Origin of the sequence: Streptomyces sp. NRRL F-6492 (assembly GCF_001280125.1) — a bacterium.
Lineage (GTDB): Bacteria > Actinomycetota > Actinomycetes > Streptomycetales > Streptomycetaceae > Streptomyces.
The window spans coordinates 24,966-36,873 of record NZ_LGEG01000231.1 but is presented as its reverse complement, the minus strand read 5'-3'; the positions used below and the strand labels follow the sequence as shown (position 1 = coordinate 36,873).

The following is an 11,908-nucleotide window of genomic DNA, read 5'->3' as shown; positions in this document are numbered from 1 at the left end:
TACGGCCGCGGCACGCCGGGGGCACCGGTCGCGCGGTGGAGGCGCGCGTTGCAAGGTGGGGGGAGCCGAAGGGCGGTCCGGTCCGGGCCGAAGGTCGGTGTGAGCACCTCGCATCCCGTGAGAGACTGGTCTAGACAACCCGCTTGAGACTTGAAGGGCAACACCATGGCTGAGCGCCGCGTCAACGTCGGCTGGGCCGAGGGCCTGCACGCCCGCCCCGCGTCCATCTTCGTCCGTGCCGCCACGGCTTCCGGCGTTCCGGTGACGATCGCCAAGTCCGACGGGACCCCGGTGAACGCCGCCTCCATGCTCGCGGTGCTCGGTCTGGGCGCGCAGGGCGGCGAGGAGATCGTGCTCGCGTCGGACGCCGAGGGTGCCGAGGCCGCTCTGGACCGCCTCGCGAAGCTGGTCGCCGAGGGCCTGGACGAGCTCCCCGAGACCGTCTGACCCCTCACGTCTCTCGCGCCGAAAGGCCGTGGCCGCCGGAATTCCGGCGGCCACGGCCTTTCGCTTTTCCACTCCCCCGCCCCCGACGGCTCCGATTCCCGGACATCCGGATTTACGGACGCACCGTTTTCCGGCAGCACGAAAAGTCCCCCTGGAATTCCTATTCTTTGTATACGGTGTGCGTGTTAATTCCGGGCGCTCGTCGTGTTGACGACGTGTTGCGAAACCCTCACGCGTCCGCGCTCCGGCCTCTTGAGCCGGTGCAGCGACATCGAGCGCTCCGCGTGCAGCACGGTGAGGGCCCTCGCCCGCTCCGCGTCGCCGCGCGCCACGGCGTCCACGATCGCGCCGTGCTCGGCCCAGGCCTCCACCGGCCGCTCGGGCTGCTCGACCGCGTACATCCAGGCGATCTTGTGCCGCAGCTGGGTGAGCAGCGCCGTCAGCGGCGGGCTGCCGGAGGCCTGCGCGAGCGTCTCGTGGAACCAGCCGCCGAGCGAGCGCAGGTCCTCGCCCTGGCCCCGCCTGGCCCGCTCCTGCCCCAGCCTGACCAGGCCGCGCAGCACCTTGAGGTGGGCGTCGGTGCGCCGCTGCGCGGCCCGCGCGGCGCCCAGCGGTTCGAGCAGGGCCCGCATGTCGAGCAGGTCGGCCGCCTCCTGCTCGGTGGGCTCGGCGACGTGCGCGCCCGCGTGGCGGCGGGTGAGGACGAAGCCCTCGGACTCCAGGGTGCGCAGCGCCTCGCGGACCGGGACGCGGGAGACCCCGTACCGGCGGGCGAGCTGCTCCTCGGTCAGCCGGCTGCCCCGCTCGAAGACGCCGGAGACGATGTCGTCCCGGATCGCCGTGCATACCGAGTGCGCGGGAATGCGCATGTCCGACCTCCGCCTTGGTCCGCGCGAGACAATTCGAGCGGCGCCTGTTCTGCGCCTGATCCGCGACTCTATTGCAGCCCGCCGGAATTTCCGATGCCCCCATGGAATCCATGGACACCTTTTGGCCGACGAAAAGCCCCGGCTCAGTACGAGCCGGGGCTTTTGCGACGCGGAGGACCCCCGGTGGTCAGGGGTGCGCGGGACGCCGGGTCAGACGGCGACGCCGCGGGCGCGGAGGTAGGAGACCGGGTTGACGTCCGAGCCGTAGTCGGCGCTCGTGCGGGCCTCGAAGTGGAGGTGCGGGCCGGTCGAGTTGCCGGTCGAGCCCGAGACGCCGATCTGCTGGCCCGGCTCGACGGTCTGGCCGACGTACACCCCGATGGAGGAGAGGTGGCCGTACTGGGTGTACGTGCCGTCGTTCATCCGGATCACGATGTTGTTGCCGTACGCGCCGCCCCAGCCGGCCTCGACGACGGTGCCGGAGCCGACGGAGACGACCCGGCTGCCGTAGGCGGCGTGGAAGTCGACGCCGGAGTGGCTGCCGGAGGACCAGAGCGAGCCGCCGGTCTGGTAGCCGGTGGACACGTACGAGCCGGCGACGGGGAGCTGGAAGGAGTTCAGGCGGCGGCGCTCGGCCTCGCGGGCGGCGCGGGCCCTCTCCTCGCGGATCTCCTTGGCGCGGGCCTCGGCCTTGCGCTTCGCCTCGGCCTTGGCCCTCTCCTCGACGACGGCCTCGAAGGCCTCCCGGTCCTGGGCGTCGGCCTGGGCGTTGAGCCGGTCGACGAGGGAGTCCTCGGTGATCACCTTGGTGAGACCGGTGTCCTCGGGGGAGCGGTTGTCCGTGTCGGCGGCGAGCGCCGGGGAGGCCAGGGTTCCGATGACGCCGGTGGTGGCGAGCGTCGCCACGCCGGCGATGCCCGCGCCTCGGCGCGCCATCCGGCTCGACCCACGATGCTTCCCGGTGGCACGGGTGAACGCCATGAAGACGTTGTTCCTTTCCTTCCTTCTCGCCTACCGGGTTAGCTGACGGGTTCGGAGCAGGAAGGTCTCCTACGGGCCCCTCCGCACGAGACGAAGGCGTCCGATTCACCCCAGGGACTGTGTGGGTCCCCGGCTCCCCAGGCTCGCGCCCGACGGGGACTCGGCGATGACTGTCCGGTGCCGCGGGCGCGGCGGGTGCAACTGGCGAACAGCCGGACCGACGCTATGCGGAGCGTCAGTCGATCACCAACCGAACATGACCTTTTGTAAGGCATGCCACAGGGCAGATGATCACCCTTGCCATCAATACGGACAATTCCCCGGGCTATCGGCCGGACGATCGGCCGGACGCCTCGCCGGGGCGTTTCCCCTCCGGGTGCGCGGAGGACCCCGGCGTGACGGCTCGCCGGGGTCCTCCGTCCGCCCCGGCCGGCGGCGGTGCGCCTCCGGCCGGACGGGGTCAATCAGCCGCTGACGACGGTGACTTCACCGATCCCGAGCGCCCGCACCGGCTCCGCGATCTGCGCCGCGTCGCCCACCAGGACCGTGACGAGCCGGTCCACCGGGAAGGCGCTGACCACGGCCGCGGTCGCCTCGACGGTGCCGGTCTCGGCCAGGCGCGCGTACAGCTGGGCCTGGAAGTCGTCCGGGAGGTGCTGCTCCACCTGGTCGGCGAGCGTCCCGGCGACGGAGGCGGCCGTCTCGTACTTGAGCGGCGCCACCCCCACCAGGTTCTGCACGGCCGTCTCCCGCTCGGCGTCCGTGAGCCCCTCGGCGGCCAGGGTGCGCAGCACCTTCCACAGGTCGTCCAGGGCCGGACCCGTGTTGGGGGTGTCGACGGAGCCGCTGATGGCGAGCATCGCGGCGCCGTTCCCCTCGGCGTCCGAGCGGAGCACCTGCCCGAAGGCCCGCACGCCGTACGTGTAGCCCTTCTCCTCGCGCAGGACCCGGTCCAGGCGCGAGGTCAGGGTCCCGCCGAGGGAGTACGTGCCGAGGACCTGGGCCGGCCAGACGCGGGCGTGCCGGTCGGGGCCGATCCGGCCGATGAGCAGCTGGGTCTGGACGGCGCCGGGGCGGTCCACGACGACGACCCGGCCGGTGTCGTCGGCGGTGATCGGCGGCATCGGCAGCGGCTCGCCGGGCTCGCCGGTCCAGGCGCCGAGCGTCTCCGCGAGGACCTTCTCCAGGTCGACCCCGGTCAGGTCGCCGACGACCACGGCGGTGGCCGTGGCGGGCCGCACGTGCGCCTCGTAGAAGGCGCGGACCGCGGCGGCGTCGATCGCCCCGACGGTCTCCTCGGTGCCCTGGCGCGGCCGGGACATCCGGGAGTCGGCCGGGAACAGCTCCTTGGAGAGCTGCTTGGCGGCGCGCCGGGCCGGGTTGGCCGTCTCGTGCGGGATCTCGTCGAGGCGGTTGCGCACCAGGCGCTCGACCTCGGCGTCCAGGAACGCCGGGGCGATCAGGGCCTCGGAGAGCAGCCCGAGCGCCTTGGGCAGCCGGGAGACCGGGACCTCCAGGGAGACCCGTACGCCCGGGTGGTCGGCGTGCGCGTCGAGGGTGGCGCCGCAGCGCTCCAGCTCGGCCGCGAACTCCTCGGCGCCGTGCTGGTCGGTGCCCTCGGAGAGCGCGCGGGCCATGATGGTGGCCACGCCGTCGAGACCGGCGGGCTCGGCGTCCAGCGGGGCCGGCAGGAAGACCTCCACGGCCACGACCTGCTGGCCGGGGCGGTGGCTGGTGAGGACGGTCAGGCCGTTCTCCAGGGTGCCGCGGTCGGGGGCCGGGAAGGCCCAGGGGCGGGCGGTGCCCGGCGCCGGCTGCGGGTGGAAGTCCATGCTCGTCAAAGACGCGGCAGCGTCGGTCACTGGTCCGCCCCCTCTTCCTCGTCGCTGTCGCTCTGTTCGGTGGCCACCGGCTCGTAGACCAGGACCGCGCGGTTGTCCGGGCGCAGTCGGGCCGCGGCGGCCTCCCGGACCTCCTCGGCGGTGATGTCGAGGACGCGGTCGACGGCGGTGAGGGCGAGCTGCGGGTCGCCGAACAGCACGGCGAACCGGCACAGTTCGTCGGCGCGGCCCGCGACGGTGCCGAGCCGGTCCAGCCACTCGCGCTCCAACTGGGCCTGCGCGCGCTCCATCTCCTCGGACGTGGGGCCCTCGGCGGCGAACCGGGCGAGCTCCTCGTCGACGGCGGCCTCGATCTCCGGGACCTCGACGCCGCCGGACGTCTTGACGTCCAGCCAGCCGAGCGAGGGCGCCCCGGCGAGCCGCAGCAGGCCGAAGCCGGCGGCGACGGCCGTGCGGTCCCGGCGGACCAGGCGGTTGTGCAGGCGGGAGGACTCCCCGCCGCCCAGGACCGTCAGGGCCAGGTCGGCGGCGTCGCACTCGCGCGTGCCGTCGTGCGGCAGCCGGTAGGCGGCCATGAGGGCGCGCGCCGGGACCTCCTCCTCGACGACCTCACGCAGCTGCTCGCCGATGACGTCGGGCAGTTCGCCGGAGCGCGGCGCGGGCTTGCCGTCGTGGCCGGGGATGGAGCCGAAGTACTTCTCGACCCAGGCGAGGGTCCGCTCCGGGTCGATGTCGCCGACGACGGAGAGCACCGCGTTGTTCGGGGCGTAGTACGTGCGGAAGAAGTCCCGCGCGTCCTCCAGGGTGGCCGCGTCCAGGTCGGCCATGGAGCCGATGGGCGTGTGGTGGTACGGGTGGCCCTCCGGGTAGGCGAGGGCGGTCAGCCGCTCGAAGGCCGTGCCGTACGGCACGTTGTCGTAGCGCTGGCGGCGCTCGTTCTTGACGACGTCCCGCTGGTTCTCCATGGACTCGTCGTCCAGGGCGGCGAGCAGCGAGCCCATGCGGTCGGCCTCCAGCCAGAGCGCGAGCTCCAGCTGGTGCGTGGGCATGGTCTCGAAGTAGTTGGTGCGCTCGAAGCTCGTCGTGCCGTTGAGCGAGCCGCCCGCGCCCTGCACCAGCTCGAAGTGCCCGTTGCCGTGGACCTGCTTCGAGCCCTGGAACATCAGGTGCTCGAAGAGGTGGGCGAGCCCCGTGCGGCCCCGGACCTCGTGGCGCGAGCCGACGTCGTACCAGAGGCAGACCGCGGCGACCGGGGTCAGGTGGTCCTCCGAGAGCACCACGCGCAGGCCGTTCGCCAACCGGTGCTCGGTCGCTGTCAGGCCGCCGGAGCCGGCCTCGGCCGTGGCCGTGTGACCCATGGGCATGTACGTCCCTTCGATCGCGATGTGAAAAAGTCCTGCCACTGTATGCAAGCGCGCCGACACCTGGCGAAGTTCCCGCCCCTTCCGGATGTCCCTCTTCCGGGTCGCGGTCGGCGTTGTCGGTGGCACGGTCCACAATGGTCCGCGTCAGATCAACCTTGTTGGTGAAGGAGCCGCAGCCGCGATGGCCCGCCGCAGCACGAAGACACCGCCGCCGGACGACGCGTACGAGGAGAGGATCCTCGACATCGACGTCGTCGACGAGATGCAGGGCTCCTTCCTCGAGTACGCGTACTCGGTGATCTACTCGCGCGCGCTTCCGGACGCCCGCGACGGGATGAAGCCCGTCCAGCGCCGCATCGTCTACCAGATGAACGAGATGGGGCTGCGTCCCGACCGCGGCTTCGTGAAGTGCGCCCGGGTCGTCGGCGAGGTGATGGGCAAGCTGCACCCGCACGGCGACGCGTCGATCTACGACGCGATGGTCCGCATGGCACAGCCCTTCTCCATGCGCCTCCCCCTCGTCGACGGCCACGGCAACTTCGGTTCCCTCGGGAACGACGACCCGCCGGCCGCCATGCGGTACACCGAGTCGCGGATGGCCCCGGCCGCGCTGCTCATGACCGAGTCCATCGAAGAGGACACGGTCGACTTCGCGCCGAACTACGACGGCCAGGAGCGAGAGCCGGCGGCGCTGCCCGCCGCCTATCCGAACCTGCTGGTCAACGGCGCGTCCGGCATCGCGGTCGGCATGGCGACCAACATGCCCCCGCACAACCTCGGCGAGGTCGTCGCGGCCGCCCGCCACCTGATCCGGCACCCGAACGCCGACCTCGAGACGCTGATGCGCTTCGTGCCCGGCCCGGACCTGCCGACCGGCGGCCGCATCGTCGGCCTCTCCGGCATCAAGGACGCGTACGCGTCGGGGCGCGGCTCCTTCAAGATCCGCGCCACCGTGTCCGTGGAGACCGTCACGGCGCGCCGCAAGGGCATCGTCGTGACCGAGCTGCCGTTCACGGTCGGCCCCGAGAAGGTCATCTCCAAGATCAAGGACCTGGTCGGTTCCAAGAAGCTCCAGGGCATCGCGGACGTCAAGGACCTCACCGACCGCAGCCACGGCCTGCGCCTGGTCATCGAGATCAAGAACGGCTTCGTGCCGGAAGCGGTCCTGGAGCAGCTCTACAAGCTGACGCCGATGGAGGAGTCCTTCGGCATCAACAACGTGGCGCTGGTCGACGGACAGCCGCTCACCCTCGGCCTCAAGGAGCTCCTGGAGGTCTACCTCGACCACCGCTTCGAGGTGGTCCGCCGCCGCTCCGAGTTCCGCCGCACCAAGAAGCGCGACCGGCTCCACCTGGTCGAGGGCCTGCTCGTGGCGCTGCTCGACATCGACGAGGTCATCCGCCTCATCCGGGAGAGCGAGAACTCCGCGCAGGCCAAGGAGCGCCTGATGGAGCGCTTCTCCCTGAGCGAGATCCAGACGCAGTACATCCTGGACACCCCGCTGCGCCGCCTCACCAAGTTCGACCGGATCGAGCTGGAGGGCGAGCGGGACCGCCTCAACGGCGAGATCGACGAGCTGACCGGGATCCTCGAATCCGACGCGGAGCTGCGCAAGCTGGTCTCGGCGGAGCTGGCCGCGGTCGCCAAGAAGTTCGCCACGGACCGGCGGACGGTCCTGCTGGAGTCGGCCGGCACGCCCGTCGCGGCCACGTCCCTCCAGGTCGCGGACGACCCGTGCCGGGTGCTGCTCTCCTCGACCGGTCTGCTGGCCCGTACGGCGACGGAGGCGCTGCCTCCCACCGAGCCGGACGCGAAGCGGGTCAAACACGACGTGATCGTGTCCGTGGTGGCCGCCACCCAGCGCGGCGAGGTCGGTGCGGTGACCTCGGCCGGCCGGCTGCTGCGGATCTCGGTGATCGACCTGCCCCGGCTGCCGGACACCGCGTCCACGCCGAACCTGGCGGGCGGCGCGCCGCTGTCGGAGTTCCTCTCCCTGGAGGCGGACGAGACGGTGGTCTGCCTGACGACCCTCGAGGAGGCCTCGCAGGGCCTCGCCCTCGGCACGCTCCAGGGCGTGGTGAAGCGGGTGGTCCCGGACTATCCGGCGAACAAGGACGAGCTGGAGGTCATCACCCTCAAGGAGGGCGACCGGATCGTCGGCGCGACCGAGCTGCGGACGGGCGAGGAGGACCTGGTCTTCATCACCTCCGACGCCCAGCTGCTGCGCTACCCGGCCTCCCAGGTGCGGCCCCAGGGCCGGCCCGCGGGCGGCATGGCGGGCGTCAAGCTGACCGCGGGCGCCGAGGTGCTCTCGTTCACGGCGGTCGACCCGGCGTCGGACGCGGTGGTCTTCACGGTCGCGGGCTCCACGGGCGCCCTGGACTCCTCCGCCGGTACGTCGGCGAAGCTGACGCCCTTCGACCAGTACCCGCGCAAGGGCCGCGCGACCGGCGGCGTCCGCTGCCAGCGGTTCCTGAAGGGCGAGGACGTCCTGATCCTGGCCTGGGCGGGCGCCACTCCGGTCCGCGCCGCCCAGAAGAACGGCACTCCGGTCGACCTCCCGGAGGTCGACCCCCGGCGGGACGGCTCGGGCACGCCCCTGGCGAAGCCGGTGGAGGTGCTGGCGGGCCCGGCCAGTTAGGCCCGCGGGGAAAGGGAGCCGGAAGAGGCCTGGAACGCCTAGAACGCCTAGAACGCCTAGAACGCCTAGAACAGGGTCTCCTCCGGCTCCTCCTCCGTCTGCCGCACGTACCGCAGGAGGCCCCACATGCCGACCTCGTCGGGGACGTCCCGCGGGCCGTTCAGCTCGCAGGCGGCGAGTTCCTTGCGCAGCCCGGCCGCGTCGACGCCGGAGCCGATCAGGACGAGCTGGGTGAGGCGCTCCCGGCCGGCCGGCCAGGGCTCCGGGTAGAAGCGCAGGAAGCGTCCGACGGCGTGCACGGTGTAGCGGTTGGCCGGGTCGGCGGCGCCGAGGTCGACGAAGCCCTTGATCCGGTAGAGGCCCTCGGGGCGGGAGTCCAGGAACGCCATCAGGCGGCGGGGGTGGAGCGGCGTCGAGGCCGTCAGCGAGACGGTCTCGTAGGACGCGTGCGCGTGGTCGGCGTCTTCGTCGGAGCCGTACAGGACGTCCTCGATCGACATCTGGCCCTCGATCTCGCCGTCCGGGACGACCCGGTCGAAGAGCAGTTCCGGGTCGACGCGGCCGTGGGAGGCCTCGATCACGGCGGCGCGTCCGGCGAGGCCCGCCACCGTCTCCCGTACGCTCCGCAGCTCGTCGGCGGAGACCCGGTCGGCCTTGTTGACGACCACGAGGTCGGCTACGGCCAGGTGCCGGTCGGTTCCGGGGTGCCGCTGCCGGGTGGCCCCGAACTCGGCCGCGTCGACGACCTCGACGAGCCCTCCGTACACGATCCGCTCGTTCTCGCTGGCGAGCACCATGCGGACCAGTTCCTGCGGCTCCGCGAGTCCGCTCGCCTCGATCACGATCACGTCGAGCCGGGACTCGGGCCGGGTCAGGACCTCCAGGTACTCGTCGAGCTCACTGGCGTCGACGGCGCAGCACAGACAGCCGTTGCCGAGGGAGACCGTGGAGCCGACCTGGCCGGCGACGGTCATCGCGTCGATGCCGATGTCGCCGAAGTCGTTGACCATGACCCCGATGCGGGTGCCCCGGGCGCTGCGCAGCAGATGGTTGAGGAGCGTGGTCTTCCCGGCCCCGAGGAACCCTGCCAGGACGACGACGGGGATCTGCTGCGTGGTCAAGGGTCGTGCCTCCGGTCGTGCTCGGTCGTGGTCCCCGCGGGTGCGGGCGCGCCGCCCCGCGGAAAGGCCCAGGATAGGCGGGCCACGGGCCGCCGGCGGGCTTCCGGGGCGGCGCGGGGGCCGTGGGGCGAGCGCCGCGGGGCGGGGCTCGGTCCCTTGGGCCCTACCCCCGCTCCGGCACCGCACGCCCCCGCCTCCCGCTCCCCCGTCCACCGCCCATTTCCGGTGCCGGGGCGTGTCCCCGTACCTTTTCGGGCATGGACCCCGCACAGACCGCACCCTCGCGCCCCCTCGCGCGCCGTCGGCGGTTCGGGTGGCCCCGGCGGGGGTTCTCGCAGGTCCTGCTGATGCAGCTGGCCGTCGCCACCGGGGTGACCGTCCTCGCCACCGGCCTCTTCCTGGCCCCGCTGAGCGCCCAGCTCGACGACCAGGCCATGCGGCGGGCCCTGGCCATCGCCGGGACCACCGCGTCGCCCCGGCTCGCCGCCGGCCTCACCGGCGGTCCGCCGTCCGCGCGGGGCCCGGTGCAGACGGAGGCCGAGCGGGTCCGGACCTCCACGGGCGCCGAGTACGTCGTCGTCATGGACACGCGCGGGGTGCGCTGGTCGCACCCCGACCCCGTGCAGATCGGCAGGGTCGTCTCCACCGACCCGAGCGCGCCCCTGGCCGGGCGGGAGGTCATGGAGATCGACAGCGGCACGCTCGGCCGGTCGGCGCGCGGCAAGGTGCCGCTGCGCGACGCGGACGGGCGGACCGTCGGCGCGGTCTCCGTCGGCATCGAGTACGACAGCGTCCGCGACCGGCTCCTCGGCGCGATCCCCGGCCTCCTCGCCCACGCGGGCGGCGCGCTCGCGGCCGGGGCCCTGGCCGCGTACCTGATCTCCCGGCGGCTCCAGCGGCAGACCCACGACCTGGCCTTCTCCGACATCTCCGCGCTCCTCGCCGAACGCGAGGCCATGCTGCACGGCATCCGGGAGGGCGTGGTCGCCCTGGACCGCAACGGCTCCGTGCGGCTCGTGAACGACGAGGCGCAGCGGCTCCTCGGCCTCGGCCCCGAGGCGGCGGGGCGGCCGCTCGACGAGGTCCTCGGCCGGGGCCGCACCGCCGACGTCCTGGCGGGCCGGGTCACCGGCGAGGACCTGGTCACGGTCCGGGGGCACCGGGTGCTGATCGCGAACCGGATGCCCACGGCCGACGGCGGCGCGGTGGCGACCCTCCGCGACCGCACCGAGCTGGAGCACCTCGGCCGTGAGCTGGACGCCACCCGCGGCCTCATCGACGCCCTGCGCGCCCAGGACCACGAGCACGCCAACCGGATGCACACCCTCCTCGGCCTCCTGGAGCTGGAGATGCACGAGGAGGCGGTGGAGTTCGTCACCGAGGTGGTCGGGGTGCACCGGGCCACCGCAGAGCAGGTCACCGAGAAGGTCCACGACCCGCTCCTCGCCGCGCTGCTCGTCGGCAAGGCCGCCGTCGCCGCCGAGCGCGGCGTCTCGCTGCGGCTCGCACCGGACTCGCTCCTTCCGGACCGGCTGGTCGACCCGCGCGAACTGGTCACCGTCGTCGGCAACCTGGTCGACAACGCCCTGGACGCGGCCGCGGGCACCGCGGACGCCCGGGTCGGCGTCTCCTTCCGCTCCGAGGGCCGTACGGTCGTGCTGCGGGTCTCGGACAGCGGCCCGGGGGTGCCGGAGGACCGGCGCGAGCTGATCTTCACGGAGGGCTGGACGACGAAGGCCCTGCCGTCCCACGGGAAGCGGGGGCTCGGACTCGCCCTGGTGCGCCGGCTCGCCGGGCGCCGGGGCGGCACCGCGACCGTGGCCGGGGGACCGGACGGCGGGGCCGAGTTCACCGTCGTCCTGCCCGACGCCCTGAGCGACGCTCCGGGCCCTCCGGTGCCTGCCGAGGAGGCGCGGTGACCGACGTGCCCATCGACGTGCTCGTGGTGGACGACGACGTGCGGGTGGCGCGGATCAACGCCGCCTACGTCGCCAAGGTGCCCGGCTTCCGGGTCGTCGCCACCGCCCATTCGACCGCCGGGGCGCTCGCCGCCCTGGACGAGCGGCCCGTGGACCTGATCCTCCTGGACCACTACCTGCCGGACGAGAACGGCCTGGCGGCGGTGCGCAAGCTCCGCGCGCGCGGCCACCAGTGCGACGTGATCATGGTGACGGCGGCCCGGGACGTGGCCACCGTGCAGGCGGCGATGCGGCACGGCGCCCTCCAGTACCTGGTCAAACCGTTCAACTTCGCCGGCCTGCGCGGCAAGCTGGAGGCGTACGCGACGCTCCGCCGCACCCTGGAGGGCGGGGGCGAGGCCGAACAGGCCGAGGTGGACCGGATCTTCGGGGTCCTGGCGGCGGGCTCCGTCGCCCCCGACCTGCCGAAGGGGCACTCCCCCACCACGGCCGAGCTGGTCCGGCAGGTGCTGCTCGCCGCCGACGGGCCGCTGTCCGCGCAGGAGATCGCCGAGCGGTCCGGCGTCAGCCGCCAGACCGCGCAGCGCTACCTCAAACTCCTGGAACGGACCGGCCGGGTGCGCCTCTCGCTCCGGTACGGCGAGACGGGCCGCCCCGAGCACCGGTACGTCTGGGCGAGCTCGCCGCCCACCGCCTGAGGCGGGCCGGACCGCCGGCGGGCGGGA

9 protein-coding genes and 1 riboswitch are annotated in these 11,908 nt (G+C 73.1%); of the genes, 4 read left to right on the top strand and 5 right to left on the bottom strand.

Annotation, left to right across the window (positions count from 1 at the left end):
* Positions 1 to 165: 165 nt before the first annotated feature.
* Complete coding sequence (locus tag ADL08_RS22875) at positions 166 to 447, top strand: HPr family phosphocarrier protein (RefSeq protein WP_030222698.1); 282 nt, start codon at positions 166 to 168, stop codon at positions 445 to 447.
* Between the two features lie 185 nt (positions 448 to 632).
* On the opposite strand, the gene ADL08_RS22870 is transcribed toward ADL08_RS22875, so the two are convergent.
* The 4 genes from ADL08_RS22870 to ADL08_RS22855 all read right to left on the bottom strand — a co-directional run bounded on the left by ADL08_RS22870 (position 633) and on the right by ADL08_RS22855 (position 5,502).
* Positions 633 to 1,316, bottom strand: a complete 684-nt coding sequence (locus ADL08_RS22870) for a GntR family transcriptional regulator (protein ID WP_053645937.1) — start codon at positions 1,314 to 1,316, stop codon at positions 633 to 635.
* Between the two features lie 210 nt (positions 1,317 to 1,526).
* Complete coding sequence (locus ADL08_RS22865; protein WP_053645935.1) at positions 1,527 to 2,297, bottom strand: M23 family metallopeptidase; 771 nt, start codon at positions 2,295 to 2,297, stop codon at positions 1,527 to 1,529.
* Between the two features lie 12 nt (positions 2,298 to 2,309).
* A riboswitch (cyclic di-AMP (ydaO/yuaA leader) is annotated at positions 2,310 to 2,473 on the bottom strand.
* A 288-nt stretch (positions 2,474 to 2,761) separates the two neighbouring features.
* The gene (locus ADL08_RS22860; RefSeq protein WP_420709610.1) at positions 2,762 to 4,129 is read right to left on the bottom strand and encodes a M16 family metallopeptidase; all 1,368 of its coding nucleotides are present in this window, start codon (positions 4,127 to 4,129) and stop codon (positions 2,762 to 2,764) included.
* Between the two features lie 26 nt (positions 4,130 to 4,155).
* Positions 4,156 to 5,502 (bottom strand): M16 family metallopeptidase, encoded by a 1,347-nt coding sequence (locus ADL08_RS22855; RefSeq protein ID WP_078968190.1) that lies wholly within the window; start codon positions 5,500 to 5,502, stop codon positions 4,156 to 4,158.
* 181 nt (positions 5,503 to 5,683) lie between these two features.
* Between ADL08_RS22855 and ADL08_RS22850 the strand changes: the two genes are divergently transcribed.
* Positions 5,684 to 8,143: a DNA gyrase/topoisomerase IV subunit A gene (locus ADL08_RS22850; protein WP_053645929.1), complete on the top strand. Its 2,460-nt coding sequence runs from the start codon at positions 5,684 to 5,686 to the stop codon at positions 8,141 to 8,143.
* A 65-nt stretch (positions 8,144 to 8,208) separates the two neighbouring features.
* On the opposite strand, the gene ADL08_RS22845 is transcribed toward ADL08_RS22850, so the two are convergent.
* Positions 8,209 to 9,264, bottom strand: coding sequence for a CobW family GTP-binding protein (locus ADL08_RS22845; RefSeq protein ID WP_053645927.1), 1,056 nt, complete (start codon positions 9,262 to 9,264; stop codon positions 8,209 to 8,211).
* 257 nt (positions 9,265 to 9,521) lie between these two features.
* Between ADL08_RS22845 and ADL08_RS22840 the strand changes: the two genes are divergently transcribed.
* Positions 9,522 to 11,183, top strand: a complete 1,662-nt coding sequence (locus ADL08_RS22840; RefSeq protein ID WP_053645924.1) for a sensor histidine kinase — start codon at positions 9,522 to 9,524, stop codon at positions 11,181 to 11,183.
* The gene (locus ADL08_RS22835) at positions 11,180 to 11,881 is read left to right on the top strand and encodes a DUF7342 family protein (RefSeq protein ID WP_053645922.1); all 702 of its coding nucleotides are present in this window, start codon (positions 11,180 to 11,182) and stop codon (positions 11,879 to 11,881) included. Before ADL08_RS22840 ends, ADL08_RS22835 begins: the two co-directional genes overlap by 4 nt.
* The last annotated feature ends 27 nt before the right edge of the window (positions 11,882 to 11,908 follow it).

Bases quoted from the DNA above. Each gene is read 5' to 3' on its own strand.
- ADL08_RS22860 (WP_420709610.1), bottom strand. From the start codon at position 4,129: ATGGACTTCCACCCGCAGCCGGCGCCGGGCACCGCCCGCCCCTGGGCC.
- ADL08_RS22870 (WP_053645937.1), bottom strand. From the start codon at position 1,316: ATGCGCATTCCCGCGCACTCGGTATGCACGGCGATCCGGGACGACATC.
- ADL08_RS22855 (WP_078968190.1), bottom strand. From the start codon at position 5,502: ATGCCCATGGGTCACACGGCCACGGCCGAGGCCGGCTCCGGCGGCCTG.
- ADL08_RS22840 (WP_053645924.1), top strand. From the start codon at position 9,522: ATGGACCCCGCACAGACCGCACCCTCGCGCCCCCTCGCGCGCCGTCGG.
- ADL08_RS22865 (WP_053645935.1), bottom strand. From the start codon at position 2,297: ATGGCGTTCACCCGTGCCACCGGGAAGCATCGTGGGTCGAGCCGGATG.
- ADL08_RS22850 (WP_053645929.1), top strand. From the start codon at position 5,684: ATGGCCCGCCGCAGCACGAAGACACCGCCGCCGGACGACGCGTACGAG.
- ADL08_RS22875 (WP_030222698.1), top strand. From the start codon at position 166: ATGGCTGAGCGCCGCGTCAACGTCGGCTGGGCCGAGGGCCTGCACGCC.